Origin of the sequence: Enterococcus raffinosus (assembly GCF_018917525.1) — a bacterium.
GTDB classification, from domain to species: Bacteria; Bacillota; Bacilli; order Lactobacillales; family Enterococcaceae; genus Enterococcus_A; species Enterococcus_A raffinosus_A.
In genome coordinates, this window is the sequence record NZ_JAHLOS010000026.1 from 47,872 (window position 1) to 65,286 (window position 17,415).

General features: G+C 39.1%; 14 protein-coding genes and 1 riboswitch. All 14 genes read right to left on the reverse strand.

Translation table 11 applies throughout. From position 1 onward, the window contains the following. Positions 1-438 (reverse strand): PTS sugar transporter subunit IIA, encoded by a 438-nt coding sequence (locus tag KQI58_RS15315; protein WP_216409914.1) that lies wholly within the window; start codon positions 436-438, stop codon positions 1-3. Between the two features lie 31 nt (positions 439-469). Next, positions 470-2,521: a BglG family transcription antiterminator gene (locus KQI58_RS23160; protein ID WP_216409915.1), complete on the reverse strand. Its 2,052-nt coding sequence runs from the start codon at positions 2,519-2,521 to the stop codon at positions 470-472. Positions 2,522-2,608: 87 nt separating this feature from the next. After that, positions 2,609-4,372 carry a PTS mannitol transporter subunit IICBA gene (locus tag KQI58_RS15325; RefSeq protein ID WP_216409916.1) on the reverse strand — a complete coding sequence of 588 codons (1,764 nt, stop codon included), beginning with the start codon at positions 4,370-4,372 and terminating at the stop codon, positions 2,609-2,611. Between the two features lie 157 nt (positions 4,373-4,529). Beyond that, a complete protein-coding gene (locus KQI58_RS15330; RefSeq protein WP_016180400.1) occupies positions 4,530-4,901 on the reverse strand; it encodes a DUF956 family protein in 372 nt (123 codons plus the stop codon). 115 nt (positions 4,902-5,016) lie between these two features. Then, positions 5,017-5,928 (reverse strand): PTS system mannose/fructose/sorbose family transporter subunit IID, encoded by a 912-nt coding sequence (locus tag KQI58_RS15335; protein WP_216409917.1) that lies wholly within the window; start codon positions 5,926-5,928, stop codon positions 5,017-5,019. 21 nt (positions 5,929-5,949) lie between these two features. Further along, on the reverse strand, positions 5,950-6,753 hold the full coding sequence (locus tag KQI58_RS15340) for a PTS mannose/fructose/sorbose transporter subunit IIC (RefSeq protein ID WP_010745715.1): 804 nt from the start codon (positions 6,751-6,753) through the stop codon (positions 5,950-5,952). Positions 6,754-6,786: 33 nt separating this feature from the next. Continuing rightward, a complete protein-coding gene (locus KQI58_RS15345; RefSeq protein ID WP_216409918.1) occupies positions 6,787-7,776 on the reverse strand; it encodes a mannose/fructose/sorbose PTS transporter subunit IIA in 990 nt (329 codons plus the stop codon). Positions 7,777-7,850: 74 nt separating this feature from the next. Then, entirely contained in the window at positions 7,851-8,351 is a 501-nt protein-coding gene (locus KQI58_RS15350) for a PTS system mannose/fructose/N-acetylgalactosamine-transporter subunit IIB (RefSeq protein ID WP_216409919.1), read from the reverse strand. A 200-nt stretch (positions 8,352-8,551) separates the two neighbouring features. Beyond that, the gene (locus tag KQI58_RS15355; RefSeq protein WP_216409920.1) at positions 8,552-11,326 is read right to left on the reverse strand and encodes a sigma-54-dependent transcriptional regulator; all 2,775 of its coding nucleotides are present in this window, start codon (positions 11,324-11,326) and stop codon (positions 8,552-8,554) included. Positions 11,327-11,764: 438 nt separating this feature from the next. Then, entirely contained in the window at positions 11,765-13,204 is a 1,440-nt protein-coding gene (locus KQI58_RS15360) for a TrkH family potassium uptake protein (RefSeq protein WP_216409921.1), read from the reverse strand. 12 nt (positions 13,205-13,216) lie between these two features. Continuing rightward, a complete protein-coding gene (gene trkA / locus KQI58_RS15365) occupies positions 13,217-14,584 on the reverse strand; it encodes a Trk system potassium transporter TrkA (protein WP_216409922.1) in 1,368 nt (455 codons plus the stop codon). Positions 14,585-14,881: 297 nt separating this feature from the next. Then, positions 14,882-15,148: a SemiSWEET family transporter gene (locus tag KQI58_RS15370; RefSeq protein WP_102872437.1), complete on the reverse strand. Its 267-nt coding sequence runs from the start codon at positions 15,146-15,148 to the stop codon at positions 14,882-14,884. Positions 15,149-15,546: 398 nt separating this feature from the next. Next, a complete protein-coding gene (locus KQI58_RS15375; RefSeq protein WP_216409923.1) occupies positions 15,547-15,900 on the reverse strand; it encodes a hypothetical protein in 354 nt (117 codons plus the stop codon). Beyond that, a complete protein-coding gene (locus KQI58_RS15380; protein ID WP_253295968.1) occupies positions 15,872-17,146 on the reverse strand; it encodes a chloride channel protein in 1,275 nt (424 codons plus the stop codon). Before KQI58_RS15380 ends, KQI58_RS15375 begins: the two co-directional genes overlap by 29 nt. Before the next feature lie 47 nt (positions 17,147-17,193). After that, a riboswitch (Fluoride riboswitch) is annotated at positions 17,194-17,265 on the reverse strand. Between the last annotated feature and the right edge of the window lie 150 nt (positions 17,266-17,415).

Sequence of the window (17,415 nt, forward strand, 5' to 3'; positions counted from 1 at the left end):
CTATTCTACCTCCTGAAGATAGCCAATGACTTCTTCTTTTGTTTTTGCATCTGCTAATTTAACGACATTTTCAACATCTGAACAGAAGATCGCGATTTTTTGTAATATATCTAAATGCTCATTTTCGATCCCGGCAATTCCGAATAATACCATTGCTACATCCTCCGTGTCATCCTTTCCAAAATGAACACCTGCTGGAACTTGGATCACTGAAATACCACTCTTCTTCACATAGCGTTTCGCTTCATCGGTTCCATGAGGGATCGCGATAAAGTTGCCCATATATACGGAAACCAGCTTATTTCTTTCGATCATGGCATCGACATACCCTTCTTCCACACAACCAGCGTCCACTAGTAGTTGCCCGCTTGCACGGATCGCCTCTTCCTTGTTGGCAAATTCTTGGTCTAATAAAATCATTTCTGGTTGTAATTCCATTTTTATTCCCTCCGATTTTTCTAAGCTATCGCTAATTTTCTCGAATCTCTTTCACAAATAAAGAACTCAACAACTGATAGATGATTTCTTTATTCCCAAATTTGTAAATTTCTGTGTTTAAATCACTTTCAATGACCGAACTGCTGATTTTTCCTAATAAACTCTGTTGACTCTCTGGCATTGGATCGGGAGCTAACAGTAATAATACTCGGGTCAACTCAATGCTTTTTTTATCCATTCCTTGAATCAAAAACTTCTGATCTAAGTCATAAATGGTAAATAATGGTTCTTTGACATGCGCATCCGCGCAATGGAACAAGGCAAAATTTGTGTTAGGAACGCCAATCGGTGCCACTAAATATCGTTTGATTACTTTGTCTGTAACGATTTTAGCATCCGTGACAATCGTTCCTTGCAGCTGATCAATAATCTCTTCTAAGGTCAGCTCGATCGTTTCTCTTGTGTTTATCTGTTTAACATCAAATTTTTGCAATAGACTATTTGCTATCCGCATCGTCTCATAAATCTCATCAAAGGCTTCGCTTGGCTCTTGTTCCGGCTCATCGATAATCTCATTGACCTTGTCTGGATGGACTGTCTGAATGTATTCTTTGATTTCTTGAATCTCATCCTCTAACAACAGCGGAGAAATCACTTTGTATGGTAAATTGAAACCTGGTAAAAAAACCGTCGCTAGAATTAGATCATAACTTTTATAATCCAATTGATTCATTTCCGAAATCTTTGCCACTTGGACCTTCTCAATCTCGTTTAAATACTTACGAATTCGACTTTCCAAGATTCGCGCCGTACCAATTCCGCTTGAGCACAAGACTAAGGCAGATAACGCTCGACCACTTGGATGACGCTCCAGAGAAGTAGCGAAATGAATCACGACATAGCCTAATTCATCAGCAGTGAATTGATGATCCGGAAAAACAACCGCCAATTCTTTAATAATCGCTGTCGTCAGGTCCTGATACTTCTCACGAATTTTCTGCAACAAGGGATTATTGGCTCCCTGCAGTACTGTCAAATTCCGTTTCAAAGCTGCCGACATGTGGGCAGATAAATCATTAAAGAGTTGTTCATCTTTGCGAAAATCAACACCGATCTCTTCAGAGACTAAACGAATCAATTCTTTGATCTTATAGGAAAGCTCCACGTCAAAACTATCGATAAAAATATTTTGCGGCTTCTTATAATTCACGCCCTCTAATTGAAAAGCGAAGAAACGAACTTCTTGCGGTGGAATCGATTTTTTAATCGTCGTCGCGACTTTGATCATGATTTGACTGGCGATCTGCATGCTTTCAGGTTTGGCTTTATTTTCCTGCTCGACCTCTACAAATCGATCTTGCGACATTCGATCAATCGATAAAGCTAGCAGGATCAATACGCGTTGCAGCTGATTGTCCGTTACCTGTTCAAACGCCTGCTTTGATATTTGTTCAAAGATTGTCCGTGCCAATAATAAACCCGATTGACTCAATAAATTCAAGAAGAAGTTATCCGTCGTCTTTTTTTCCTCATCTAATGAATCAATAAATTGAAAAAAGTCGAATTCACTGACACCGTTATAGATCAAATTACTCAATAATTGACGTCGCTGCTTTTCACGCCCAACAATCCGAATGCCGCGCCCTTTGAGACGCTGCAGTTCTAAACGATAATCAATCAGACTTCTTTCAATTGTTGCTAAATCAGAAGTAATCGTTGCCGGACTGACTTTAAAGTCGATCGCCAAGCCTTCAATCGTCTCCTCCTCATCCATTAACAATAAGGAACAAACAATTGCACTTTGACGCTGCACATTATCTGTAAAGAGCTCCGCCTGCTTTTCGCCTAATTGCTGCTGCAGGCGTTCGAGATTTAAGGTTTCCCCCACAATGCGATAGCCCTCGCCGCGAGGTTTGATAATCTGGATATCTTGAGATTTGATCGTCTTTTCAATACTTGAAATCTCTCGATAAACCGTTCGTTTGCTGACTTGTAAAATATCTTGTAATTCCTCTGGTGTAATACCATTGGGATAATCTAATAAAAGGGAAAGTATCTTTTTTTCGCGAATCGAAAAATACACAGTATCTCCTCCAATAATTTCAAAAGGGTAAAAGCAGTGAGAATCCCCACTGCTTAAAGAGTAATACGATTCTGGATAAAAGACCACTTATTTCCTTAAATTTTGAATGACCTTGTCATATTTTTCCGAAGCAACTAAATCGTTCAATGGCACATGCGCTGCACTTGGCGCTTGCTGTTCTGCTTTTAACGTTTCATTTTTGTTAGTAATGATCAAAGCATTCGTTGCATCACTCAGTGTACTGATTGGTTCAACGGTCACAGGATACTCTAAGCCATTGTCTTTCAATAATTTTTTCAAAATCGTGGCACCCATATTCGATGAGCCTTTTGTTTGATCATAACCAAAGATAATGTGATCGACCTTTGAGTAATCCGCTAAGCCTTCTACCACATCATCTGTCAGAGGCTTTTTTTCGCTGTCACCCGTTGGTTCTGCGGATAAGCGTTCCACGATCTCATCATAACGTGGAGAGTTCATGAAGTTTTCTACTTGAACAAAGGTTGCGCTTGGTGCTTTTTGACTTGCACGATCATGCAGCTCTTCTTGCGTCACGATCAAAGCATTCGGATCATCACTCAAGTTGTTGATTGCTGAATTGGAAACTGGTAATCCTAATCCAGCTTTCTTCACTTTGTCTCGTAATACTGAAGCACCCATCGCACTTGAGCCCATACCGGCATCACAAGCGAAGATGATCTTGTTGATGTTGCCGAACATTTCTTGATTGTCCGCTTTTACGGCGCCTTGTCCTTTTGCTTGAGCTTTAGCATCAGCTACAGCTGCTTGAGTCGCTGCTAGATCATCCTCTTCATTGTGGTCCGATTTGATAATAATCATAGCCACTAAAAATGAAACTACACATCCAACAACAATTCCGGCTAAGTTAGCAAAGATAGCATTAGGTGGTGTCATTGCCATAACCGCAATGATCGAACCTGGAGAAGCAGCTGCTCGTAAACCTGCACCTAACAATTGGAAAGTGAATGTTCCGGCAACCCCGCCCGCCATTACAGCTAGGAATAAAAGAGGTTTCATCATTACGTATGGGAAGTAGATTTCATGAATCCCACCTAAGAATTGGATAATGATCGCACCTGGTGCAGAAGATTTCGCCGCACCTTTACCAAATAAAGTGAAGGCCAATAAGATTCCTAGACCTGGTCCAGGGTTTGCTTCTAATAAGAACAGAACTGATTTTCCAGCTTCTGCTGCTTGTTCAATTCCTAATGGTGTTAAAATTCCGTGATTGATCGCGTTGTTCAAGAATAATATTTTTGCTGGTTCGATAAAGATATTTGCTAGTGGTAACAAGTGCATATTGATGATTGCTTCAACACCAGCCGCCATCATATTTGTTAATGAGCCAACAACTGGTCCGATTGCATAAAAGCCAACAATTGCTAATGCAAAACCGATTAATCCAGAAGAAAAGTTGTTGACTAACATTTCAAATCCAGCTTTGATTTTATCTTGGAAAGCGTCATCAAATTTCTTAATGCACCAACCGCCTAACGGTCCCATCATCATAGCCCCAATGAACATGGGTACTTCCGATCCAACGATGACACCCATTGCTGCGATTGCCCCAACAACTGCACCACGTTGTCCATGCACCATGCTACCACCTGTATAAGCGATTAATAATGGCAGTAAATAAGAAAGCATTGGTCCGACTAATGTAGCCAGTTGTTCATTTGGGATATAGCCATCTGGGATAAATAATGCGGTGATCACACCCCAAGCAATAAAGCCTCCAATATTTGGCATAACCATCCCTGACAGATGACTTCCGAGACGCTGGACTTTTGCTTTAAGTCCACCCTTTTGTCCAGTAGCTTGCATTTCCATTTCCTTTTCCTCCTTAGAAATAATATGAAATGATTTCGTTTACATATTCATCTTATATCCTGCGGTATCCGCTTTCAAGAAATAGAAGATAGAGCTTTGGCACAGAAGTTTGTGCCAAAATTAAAAGCCGCTTATCTCATAGATAAACGACTTTGTCTTACTTATTAAATTTGTTTCGTACTCCACGTTTGATAACATCAAAAAATCCTAGTGATCGAACCATATGATCTGGATCTACGTATTCACGTATTGCTCTTAACACTTTTTTGGGCTCCTTTGATGCAAAAGAATAAGTGCCATTCTTTTTCGTTTGTATCGCGTAACGTGGAATCCATTTTCCTTTAAATACGACAGAAGCAATAACATAATCTACTTCTTCCCAAGGAATCTGAACAAACTTTCTTGCATCTCGATTATTGAAAAATTCAAATCCCTTATCACCAATCATAATTTTCCCATAATCTGCGACACCTAAGTACGAGGTAGCATCGATTGTCAAATCGACCTTTGTATTGATTGACTGAACCATTAGACCTACTCCATTTCCTTATATGTATCTACTGAATCATTATACTTTATTTTACTCTTATTAAGCAAAAAATGCTCGGGCAAGCCCGAGCATTTTTCATTAATGAGTGACTTTTTTACATTACACCTAAAACGTGCAAGCCAACACCCACTACGAACAAACCAAGAATGATAACGATTGGAGAAACTTTTTTCTTCAATAACCACATGCAAAGTAATGTCAATAGTAGTGCAGCAAGACCTGGAATTAATGAATCTAAGTTATCTTGTAAAGTAGTTACTTTAGAACTATCTAAAGCAAGACCAGAAGCTTGTTGAGAAAGAGCTTCTTTAATTCCTTGAGCACCAGCAGGTAATTTGTCCCATTCGATATAAGCACCTTTGTCTAACTTAACAGTAGAAACAACCGGTGTAAATTTCACGTTTACCCAACGTTGCACTAAAGCTCCCAAAACAAACATACCTAGAATGGATGCACCTTTAGTAACTTTTTGTAATAGACCACCTGAAAGGTCATCAGTGATTTTAGAACCAGCACGGTAGCCAAATTCTTGTGTATACCACATGAATGCCCAACGAATAATGTTCCAAGCAAGGAAGAAGATGATTGGTCCTAAGATGTTTCCAGCTAACGCTAATGATGCACCTAGGGCTCCTAACATCGGACGTACAGTAAACCAGAACACTGGGTCACCAACACCGGCTAAAGGTCCCATCATACCAACCTTAACCCCTTGAATAGCTACATCATCAACTGGAGCGCCATTTGCGCGTTCTTCTTCAAGCGCAAGAGTAACACCGATAATTGGTGAAGCGATATATGGGTGAGTATTAAAGAATTCCAAGTGACGTTGCATCGCCAATGTGCGGTCTTCTTTAGTTTTATATAATTTTTTGATTGCTGGCAACATTGCGAAACACCAGCCACCATTTTGCATACGTTCATAGTTCCAAGATCCTTGAATGAAGGTAGAACGCCATGCAACGGCTAAACGATCTTTTTTTGTTAATTCGATTTTTTCTGCCATTTTATTTCTCCTCCTTCAAGATTAATAATCATTCAAAATATCGCCAAGTGGGTCACCAGTATTGCCTCCGCCACCATTAGAAGAACCACCAGAACTTTCTTGTAGGTTCAAGTAAATCAAAGCGAATGCAACTGCGATAACACCTAGTGCGATCAACGTTAATTCAGAAAGTGCTGCGATAGCAAAACCAATTGCGAAGAATGGCCATACTTCTTTTGTAGCCATCATGTTGATAACCATAGCGTAACCAACGGCAACGACCATACCACCACCGATAGCCATACCATCAGTTAACCAAGCAGGCATTGATTCTAAGAATCCACGTACAGTGTCAGCAGGAATTACTAATAATGCAGCTGAAGGAATCGCGATACGAACACCTTGCATACATACAGCGATGATATGCCACATTTCAACTTTGCGCATTTCGCCTTTTTCAGCCGCAGCATCCATGAAGTGAACAATTGGCACAGCCAATGTACGAACGATCATTGTCAAGAACAAACCAGCAACAGCCAAAGGAACAGCGATTGCGATAGCTGAAGAAACTCCTTTAACTCCTTGACCACCTAAAACTAAAATAATTGCAGATGCAACAGATGCTAATGCAGCATCCGGTGCTACGGCAGCCCCGATGTTTGCCCAACCTAAGGCGATCATTTGAAGTGAGCCGCCTAATACGATCCCAGCTTCTAAATTACCGGTTACTAAACCAATTAATGTACATGCTACTAGCGGTTGATGGAATTGGAATTCATCCAAAATCCCTTCCATACCTGCTAGAAAGGCAACGATTACTACTAATACCATTGAAATACCAGACATTATAAGCCCTCCTATTTAAGTTAATTATGTTGCTTAAGCGTTTTTCAATTCATTTTTTGCTTTATTAAGGATTTCATCCATGTTGTCTTTAGAATCATTTGGTACTTTACGTACATCAAACTTGATTCCTTTTGCTTTTAATTTCTCAAAAGTATCAACATCATCTTGACCCATTGATAATACTTTACTTACTACGACTTTACCAACTGAGTGAGCCATTGACCCAACATTGACTTCTTTAATGTCAACGCCGCCTTCAACAGCACGCAATACGTCTTGAGGATTTTCAAATAGTAACAACGCTTTTGTATTTCCGAAACGAGGGTCCTTTGAGATTTCGATCATTTTATCAACTGGGATAACGTTTGCTTTAACACCTGGAGGAGCAGCTTGTTCAATCAATCTCTTACGAAGATCATCTTTAGCTACTGCATCTGAAACAACGATGATCCGGCTAGGACCTGTTGTTTTCGTCCATGCTGTTGCAACTTGTCCATGTAATAAACGAGAATCCACACGAGCTAATACAAACTTGATATGGCCATCTCCAAGTACAGTTCCTTCTGGAATCGCACCTGTCGGTTGATTGCTTGCTGCCGCAACTGGTGCAGCTTCAGCTGGCTCTAATTCCTCTGGGCGAATTCTAACGCCTTCTTTAGCTGTTCCAGAAATGTGAGCAGCGATTTCATGCGCTGTTTCCATTGAGAAACGTGAAGCATAAGCTTCAATAACCATTGGTAAGTTCATACCGGCAACAATTGCCCATGTGTCTTTGTGTTCTTCAAACAAGCTATTGGCTTGATTGAAAGGCGTTCCACCCCAAAGATCGACTAAGAATAGAACTTGGTCTTGGTTTTCGAAAGAGGCAATTGCTTCTTTCATTTTTGCCTTAACATCATCAGGTCCTTCACTCGGCATCAAAGTTACTGCTTTGACATTTTCTTGTTCTCCAAAGATCATCGCCCCGGATTGCAAGATACCATTAGCGAATTCACCATGACTAGCAATGATAATTCCTACCATCTTCATACCTCCTACTATTATTGTTACAGCTCAAAAATATAAATAAGTTCTAAAAACCTGTAACCAAAATTAAGTTATTGCAGCATCTTTTCTTTTTTGATTAATTGCATCAGATCTGTCTTTCGGTCTGTTGGTACTTGACGAATTTCTAATTCAATCCCTGCATTCATTAAATCAATAAACGATTCAACATCCTTACTATCCACAGAAATAAAATTAGTAATCATTTTCTTTCCTTCGCCAAATCGCATACCGCCAATATTGACCGATTTCAAATCAACACCTGCCTCAACGACCTCTACTACATCTTGCGGAGAAGCAAACAACAGCATGACCTTCATTCCATCAAACAATTGATCTTGATACACTTCAACCAGTTTTCTTTTTGTGACGACATTGGACTTGATTCCTGGTGGCGCGGCTTGTTTTAGGAGAAACTTACGCAACTCATCGTTCGCAACTTCATCGCTAACTACTAAGATTCGTTCGATCCCTGTTGCTTTGGACCAAACTGTCGCTACCTGACCATGAATCAAACGATCATCGATCCGAGTGAGTCGAATATCCATTACCATCCCACCACCTCCTGCAATTACAAGGCTCAGATGCTAAAAGACTTGTGCTACATTATTTGAGTACAGTATTACACAGGCACTCATCTATAATAGAGCAAGTACCGTGCCAAAATACACTAGCAAATAATTCTTTAGTTATCGCCTTTTCAACAATACACAAAAAAAGGATACAGTATACTGTATCCTTTTTTGTGTATTGTTTATACGCTAATTTCTTCATTATTCTTAAGCAATTGATAAATATAGTATCGCTCTGATGTTGGGATTGTGATGCGAAGCTGACTTTCTAGCTCATTCAACCCACGATTCATTACGACATTATCTGTAACGTTTTGATAAATCCGTTTGGACTCCTCATCAATTTTCAACGGCTGCTGCAAAATCCCTCGTTCGATCGTTCCAGCCATGTGCATCACGAAGTTCACCATTAAGGCATATTCAGAAGAAGCTCCCTCACTAGTAATGATGGTTTTTGCTAAACGCCACAGCGGATCAATCAGTTTATTCGGGTTAATAAAGGTAAAGCTTTCCTCCATAAACTTGATACACAATTCCCGCGCTTTATTTGCATCAAGCACGACTTCTTCTTGCTCAGATAAATCATTTTCTAATAATAGCTCATCTAAAATTTGATCCGCCTTTTGATTGATAAATTTCTCCATTGGAATATAGGGCGCACCCACTTTTGGATCCATGATTCCTGTCGTTGCTAAAATCTTGTATTCTTCTTTAAACACAGGAACCTTTGTTTTAATATCTGCAACAGCTAATGTTAATACGTCGATATGCTTTAAATTCCGCTGTTGCAATGGACGTTCGATGATTTCCTTCAAACGCTGGGCAGTCCCCTCACCAGAAGCACAAATGGCTAAAATTGCTTGTTTTTCCTGTGGCTCTTCTTTTTCCGGCATGACATGGCCATAGCCTCGGAAGCCTTGTAACGATTCATACAACTCATCTACTCCTGAGCCCAATACACTTGATTTCCGCGCAGCTTCGATCAACAACGGTGTCGTGACCATATCTAGTGTACAAACTTCAACTCCAGTATCTTTTTGAATTTCTTCATTAAAGGTAGCCAATGAACCCATGTCTACCATGATCAGTACTCCACTGCCTTCATCGATCTTAGTCACCGCTTCACGCATCTTTTCATAAGCGACTCTTGGATGCATGTCTAGCGGCATATCAACGGCAATGATATTCGTTACATCTAATAACTCACGAACGACTTGAGCCATTGAAGTAGCTGTACTGTTTCCATGAGCTGCCACAACGACACCGATTTTCCCTGAAGACTGATCTTCTCGTAAGGAAACAAGCAGAACGGTCAAATAGTATTCTTCACTGTCGGGAATATCTACTTGAAATTCTTTTTCAACTAAGCGACGAATTTCACGGGCTACTGCAAACTCTGTTGGATAATCCTTTGCCATTTCCCGAATATTAGCATTTGTCTCCCGCGTTTCCCCAACATGAATTTTTTTCAAGAAGGAAGAAATGTGAAGACTCATAGCATAAATAAAGTTTTGTTGGAAATGTGTATCTAATCGTTCACTAACTAAAGCGGCAATTTTATTGCTGACGTCAATTACATGCTTATCAACAAACTCAGTCAGTCGAGTCTCCGTATCAAAAGTAAAGCCATGATCTTTGTAAAATGATTTCAAATGAACATTGATATCTGTAGAGATAAAATGATTGATCGTTTCTTGATCTAAGCCTTCTGTCTTTAACAACGCCGCTTTATCACCGATGATGTCATATAAATTATAGGGCAATTCATAGGTGTCTGTTTTGATTAACTCGTCAATCTCATTAGGTGTGACCACCATCTCTGGTTCAAGATATGGTGAGATATCCGTTGATTTGATTCGATCAGCGGAAAGCTGTACTAATCCTGCTTTGATTCCTTCAGTCAGGTCATTCAGAGTAATGTGAATCTCTTCTTGCATCATATGATTCATAAATCCGCGAGCACAAATCAATTGCACATTGGATTTCAACTGTCCAACATTCCCGTAAGAAACGCTGCCTAATAAGGCTTTCACAACATCTTCTGTCAAGGTAATTTTCCGTTGAATTCGATTGGCTTCCATCGCTACCATCACACGAACTAAATCCAGTTGCTCAGCCGCTGGTCGACTGCCAAAGGCTGGCATTTGAATATTGATCGGGATACGTCGAACAAAGGTATCTAATAATGCTGAATGAGGATCTTCTGTTGTTGCTCCCACGATTCGAACATTCGCAAACCGGTTCTTACCGGTTTCACCGAGCCGACTGTAGGTTCCATGATCCATAAAGTAGAAGATCATTTCTTGACCTTCTGGCGGTAAACGGTGAATCTCATCTAGGAATAGCATGCCGCCATCGGCCTGTTGGATCAGACCGTCTTTTTCTACATCTGCACCTGTAAAGGCGCCTTTTTCGTAACCAAATAGGTGACTCATCAATAATTCTGGGTTATTTGCATAGTCTGCACAGTTGAAAACCACCAATTCACGATCCGCTTCCACTACCCCTTCTGTTTGAGCAAACTGGAACATGGCATGGGCAAAAAAGGTTTTCCCCGAACCAGTAGGGCCTGTGATCAAGCAGTTCAATCCGCGAGGCGGATACAATATTGCTGCCTTAGCTTGTTCTACTGCATTGCGCATACTTCCAGTAGAGCCGATGATTTGAGTGAACACATTGCCGGTATTTTTGTTTAGAATCTTTTTCTCCGGCGGCTCCACAACACGTGTGTGCGTCTGAGGGACTTCTGCGTCAAACGACGTTGCTACTGACTGGCTCGAAACAAAATAGCGAACAGGTCTTCCTTCACTTTTGCTTAAATGACCATCCTTAACAAGAAGATTTAAATCTTTACTGGCATTTGTCCGTTGAATATCCAATGAATCCGCTACATCTTTTGTCGTTACATTTGCATTTTCTGAAACAAAGCGATAAATGCGGTCAATCCGTCGTTCCATTCAGTCACCTTCTTTATTAGTGTATTCCATATTATCAATCATCTATAGTTTTTATTAAAATGTCAAATATTTCGCTATAAAATAATACACTATATTTTTGAAAAATGAAAATTTTTGGGAATTTCTACCTATTGACCTTAAAACATATTTAAGTTTCTTATCTATTTCTTTGACGTTTTATTTTTTCTTGTTGTGTTTCTTCTATTATAATAGAAGATAACTTCGGTTCTTTTTCAAAACAAAAAAGAAAATTTATTTTTCATCAAAGCGTCTATTCGGGGAACTATTTTTCCATTTGCCAAGAAAGAGCCAAATTTTTATTGGATTTTGCCAGTCACTAAAAATCCGACTCGATTAATTTATTACCTCAATATCTCATGAACAATAAAAAATCTTACCTCAAAACGAGATAAGATTTTAACACAAGCTCTTTGACCATTAACTCTTCCAAAGTGATTTTGAAAAAAGTAAAAGAATCGGAAAAATTTCCAGTCTGCCTGCTAGCATCGCAAAGGAAAGCGTCCATTTAGAAAAATCCGATAAAAAACCAAAGTTTCCTGTTGGTCCTATCGCTTTAAATCCTGGGCCAACATTATTGATACAGGTTGCGACAGCAGAAAAGGTTGTTTGAAAATCGAGATTTTCCAAAGATAAAATTAGCAATGAGACCGCAAAAACTAATAGATAAAGGACCAAATAGGAATAAACATTACTGATCGTTTTAGGAGCGATCGCTTCTCCTTCAAAATTCAAGGTCGTTACACTACGAGAATGGATCATTTTTTTCAACTCTTGGATAGCCTGTTTTGATAGCATAATGATCCGAGACACCTTGATTCCCCCACCAGTCGATCCCGCACAAGCACCAATAAACATTAATAGCAGTAAGATCGTTTGAGAAAACATCGGCCAATTATCATAATTTGTGGTGGTAAAGCCTGTTGTGGTGATAATTGAGGCCACTTGAAACACCGCATAACGAAATGCTTTCAAGTAAGACGGATACTGTGAAGCAATATTGAGCGTGATCAAAAGCGTCGATCCCGCAATAATCGCTAAATAGCCACGCAATTCTTCACTTTTTAATACCGGAGCAATTTTTCCGATCAAAAAGAAATAAATCAGATTAAAGTTGATTCCAAAGAGAATCATGAAAGCAGTAATGATACCGTCAATATACGCACTGTTGTAAACAGCAATTCCTTCATTGGACATGGAGAATCCGCCTGTTCCAGCAGTCGCAAATGAATTTAAAATACTGTCAAAAACTGGCATACCACCGAGTATCAGTAAAATAATCTGCACTAAGGTCAACGCGGCATAGATCACATAAAGAATCCGAGCAGTCACTCGAACCTTAGACACTAATTTTCCAATAACTGGACCAGGCATCTCCGCCTTCAAGATATGCATCGTACGTCCTGAAGCTAATGGAATAAAGGCGACAGTGAACACCAATATTCCCATACCACCGACCCAATGGGTAAAGCTTCGCCAAAATAGACTTGCGTGACTTAAACCATCTAAGCTGGATAAAATGGATGAGCCGGTCGTAGTAAAACCAGAGACAGTTTCAAAGAATGCATCCGTAAAAGAAGGAATCTCCCCAGTAAGCATAAATGGAAGAGCACCAAAAACCGATAAAAGAAACCAGCTGACCCCAACAATGAAGAAACCTTCTCTAGCATAAATGTTACGATTTTTCGGAAGCTTTCGACTCATTAATAACCCAATCAAGAAAACAAATACTGCTACGATCGCATAGGAAAGGCCGACATGCTCTTGATAAATGAAGGAGACTACTAAAGGAAGCAGCAACAGAACCGCTTCGACCTTTAATAGTTTTCCCAATGTGAATAGAACCATTTTTTTATTCATTATGATCCACCATTATTTCCTTACCAGATCATTTAAATTACAAATCTTCCGATTGGTTGTTATGACGACCAGATGATCCTTCAAGCGAATCTGAGTGTCGCCTTTCGGAATGACAAAACCTCGTTCTCTTGAAATCGCCGCAATCAACGTATTATTCTTCAAATTAACCTCAGAAACCTTTTTATTTAAGAAGCAGGTTTGCTGTGTCACCACAAATTCCATCGCTTCCACCTCGTCATTGACTAAGCGATGCAATGTTCTGACACCACCATCCTCGTCTTTATTATTCTTTGCGCGGACAAAGCGTAGAATATGCCCAGCAATAATATTCTTGGGCGAGATCACGCTATCAATCTCTAATTGATCTAAGACATCCATAAAATTTGTCCGGGTAACTTTTGCGACGGTTTTTTTTGCCTTCATTTGTTTGCCATATAAAGAAATCACGATGTTTTCTTCATCTAAACCCGTTAGAGCGACAAACGCATCTACATTCTCGATGCCTTCTTCGATCAACACTTCCTCATCGCTGCCATCGGATTCAATAATCGTCACATCCGGAAGTTTTCTCGAAAGCTCTAGACAACGCTTCGGATTATTTTCGATAATCTTGACTTCGATTCCCTGCTCTACAAGTTGGCGCGACAAATAAAAGGCGATTCGTCCACCGCCGACAATGATGACACGTTTTGTTTTTTGTTCAAATAAATTAATATCATGGCAAAAACGGACCAAATCCCGATGCTGCCCCATCACATGAATACGGTCACCTTGTTCAAGGATCGTATTGCCATCAGGTATGATCAGCTCATCTTTTCTGCGTACCGCACAAATCAATACATTCGTTTTTGAAATCTTATACAAGCGATTTAACGGCACATTGATCAATTTCGCATTTTCTCGTAAACGGAACTCCGCCATTTCGATCTTGCCGCCAACAAAAGTGTCCACCTTAAACGCCGAAGGAAACAACAATATCCGACGAATCTCATTTGCAGCTTCCAGCTCCGGATTAATGATCATAGAAATCCCAAGCTGATCCCGCATAAAGGAACGCTGTTTTAAGTAATCTGGATTTCGTACACGGGCAATCGAATTTTTTGCCCCCATTTTTTTCGCCATTAAACAAGCCAAAATATTTAACTCATCCGATTCGGTCACTGCAATAATGATGTCTGTATCATTAACGCCAGCCTCCAGTAAAATATCATAAGAAGCCCCATTGCCTACAACGCCTAATACATCGTACTGATTGACGATTGCCTCGACCTTTTCAGCATGTAAATCAATGACAACCACATCATAATCATAGTCTTCATCAGACAAATGCTGAGTCAGCGATTTGCCGACTTTTCCAGCACCTAAAACAATAATTTTCATTCTATCCTCCAGCTAAAAATTGATATTCTTATCCTCCATTCTAGCCTTTTCTACATAGGAAAACAACGGACTTTGCAAAAACGATTTTTCCATAATTATTCAAAATAAAGCGATTTTTTGGTTAGTTTAAAAATAAAACAAAACTATTATAAGATTCATAATGATTCGGATGAAAAGATAAACAAAAATGTGTAAAAGGAAGATTGTTTTTTGTAATCCTCCTCCCCTAAATACAAAATAAAAAAGTATCCTAAGCAGAAATTTCTACTTAAAATACTCTTTGTAAATTATTCTATGCTATATTATCGCTGTGAAAAATGTAATGGCTCCTAAAAAGATGCCTGGTATATTCGCAACAATAATTGGATAATCTTTTTTCTTCTGCATCGTAGCATAAATGACCCAAAAGATACAGTTAATCATCGCTACTAATGGTTGTATTGGATTACCTTTATTTCCATCTAAATTATTCATGATCTGTGGAATGTATGAAACATACATCATCACCGACAGAAATGAAGCGATCCTTCCAAAAATCAGTACCGTTCGATCTTTCTTATTCAATAAACACACCTCAAAACTTCTTTCAATGGTAAAATTCTACCCTAAGATGAGAAAAGAAGCGAAATAAACGCATTAGGCTTGTTTGTGATAAGCGATTAATAACAGCGAAAAACTTCGGTGATTGCTGGACAAAGCACATTAAAATAGCTGGATATCCGGCTTTTTTAATTCCTCTGGTTCAGAGATAAGACTACCCAAGTTTAAATAATGATCAAGATAATTCCTCTTAATCTGGACTAATGTTTAGAAATTCAGAGCTAAATAAATCTAGTACGAAAGGCCCTAATATAATACCTACAAAAATAAAACCAACTGGCGAAGGTAAACGCTATGCTTCCTAATACTACTCTCCTAATAAAACCAAGCCCCCCATTAACGAACATGAAAACTCCTTTACACTACTCTCTTATTATTAGCTCATAACTAATTTCGGCAGACCGTAGAGATTGTTCATTCGCTAGAAACAGCCTATCTTGACGTTGATGCCGATGATCAATATGAAAATCTAGAATATATTCATGTCCTTCATCCAATAGATATAAACTAGGTTTTCCTTTTGGATGTTCATGCCACGAACCGTTTTGAATATCAAAAATATGGTGACCTAAACGAACCCGTCCCTTCTCCACTTTTATTCGAACGGTTCTTTTCCCCATTCCCATAATAGGAATCTCATAGTGTTTTAAACACCAACCTGGTACGAGGTGTATTCGTTTTTCCATATCATTTTCTTTTCCTTCCAGCAATCTCACTAAGTCGGTATCCTTCTTGATCTTTCAAAAAGAAGTGTTTCGCCTCACTCACCGTTTGAGAAGTATAAATTCCCTGATGACCAGAAACACTGTAACTTATAAAAGAAGCAATCGCATAATAAGGTAATGCTTCCACCCCGAATAAATCAATTCCTAACATAATAGTAGTAATAGGAACATTCGCCGCACACCCAAATACTGAAATTAAACCCAATGCTGCTAAGAAGGATGGGGATATTCCAGTCAGTGAACCTAGACTGCTCCCTAAGGTCGAACCGATGGCGAATAGCGGTGTGACTTCGCCCCCTTGAAAGCCGGCACCTAACGTCAATGACGTATAAAATAATTTCAAAATTGGATCTAAGATAGAAGCTTTGCCAGCAAAAGCATCATTAATTAAATTTAAACTGAGGCCTTCATATTTTTGCCCAGAAAACAGAAAAATAAATCCCACAAAAATGATGGAGCTAATGACCGCTCTTAGTAGGTAATTCGATAGCCATTTCTTATAAACACTTTTCAAGGTATGAACCATCCATGCAAAAAGATGTCCAAAAATCCCAAATAATACAGAAGACAGAAAAATAATAAGCAACACTTTGAAGCTAGCAGAGGGCATATTGATAATTCTGTGCAACTCATGTATCGTGCCTAAACTAATAGATATGAAATTCGCAAAATAAGCAGCAAAAAAGCAATATATTAGTGAGGATCGTTCTATTTTTCCGATATAGACCATTTCCATGCCGAAGAAAGCTCCAGCAAGCGGCGTCCCAAATATAGATGCGAAACCAGCGCTGATTCCCGCATGGATCAACTGCCTTCTCATCTCCATATTCAGACCAAACATTCTTCCAGCCTTATTGGATAAGACTCCTCCAATTTGAACGGCTGAACCTTCTCTACCGGCAGAACCACCGAACAAATGAGTCAATATCGTAAAAATAAATGTAAAGAATCCCATGCGAAGAGGAACATCAATTTCACTTTGCGTACTCTCAATAATTAAATTATTCCCCTTCTGTGATCCTCTACCAAAATTTTCATAAACGTAAGCTGTAAGTAAGCCTATGATTGGTAAAAACAGGAGTAATACATTGTGATCCGTTCTATAAGCGGATACGAAACTTAGTGCGAATAATAAATAATGAGAAATCACCCCCATAAATAAAGAAATCATAATTACCAAGAAATACAATTTCATTTTTTCGATTAAATAATTTTTCTCTGTCAAATAAATCTTCATATTCACATTCCTTTCAAAATAAAAAAAGCTGACGATTCCACAAATAAACATTTGCAGAAGTCATCAGCTTTATAGCGGTTTTGGATAATCCACGGGAGACATTCATTCCCTATTAAATTTCTTTCTATTTTTATCATATTGAAAAGAAGTCCCAAATTTCAAGTGCAAGTTAGCCACTTATTGAAATTCATGTGTTATTCAATTTTATTCTCTATTTAGCAGCCAACGATAACTTTGATAATTCTGCTAATAAACACTCGCGTGGAGTG

Excerpts from the sequence above, each read along its gene's own strand:
- KQI58_RS15325 (WP_216409916.1), bottom strand. The coding sequence starts at position 4,372 with ATGGAAATGCAAGCTACTGGACAAAAGGGTGGACTTAAAGCAAAAGTC.
- KQI58_RS15350 (WP_216409919.1), bottom strand. The coding sequence starts at position 8,351 with ATGGTAATGGATATTCGACTCACTCGGATCGATGATCGTTTGATTCAT.
- KQI58_RS15330 (WP_016180400.1), bottom strand. The coding sequence starts at position 4,901 with ATGGTTCAGTCAATCAATACAAAGGTCGATTTGACAATCGATGCTACC.
- KQI58_RS15360 (WP_216409921.1), bottom strand. The coding sequence starts at position 13,204 with ATGAATAAAAAAATGGTTCTATTCACATTGGGAAAACTATTAAAGGTC.
- KQI58_RS15345 (WP_216409918.1), bottom strand. The coding sequence starts at position 7,776 with ATGGTAGGAATTATCATTGCTAGTCATGGTGAATTCGCTAATGGTATC.
- trkA (WP_216409922.1), bottom strand. The coding sequence starts at position 14,584 with ATGAAAATTATTGTTTTAGGTGCTGGAAAAGTCGGCAAATCGCTGACT.
- KQI58_RS15355 (WP_216409920.1), bottom strand. The coding sequence starts at position 11,326 with ATGGAACGACGGATTGACCGCATTTATCGCTTTGTTTCAGAAAATGCA.
- KQI58_RS15335 (WP_216409917.1), bottom strand. The coding sequence starts at position 5,928 with ATGGCAGAAAAAATCGAATTAACAAAAAAAGATCGTTTAGCCGTTGCA.
- KQI58_RS15380 (WP_253295968.1), bottom strand. The coding sequence starts at position 17,146 with ATGAAGATTTATTTGACAGAGAAAAATTATTTAATCGAAAAAATGAAA.
- KQI58_RS15315 (WP_216409914.1), bottom strand. The coding sequence starts at position 438 with ATGGAATTACAACCAGAAATGATTTTATTAGACCAAGAATTTGCCAAC.
- KQI58_RS15340 (WP_010745715.1), bottom strand. The coding sequence starts at position 6,753 with ATGTCTGGTATTTCAATGGTATTAGTAGTAATCGTTGCCTTTCTAGCA.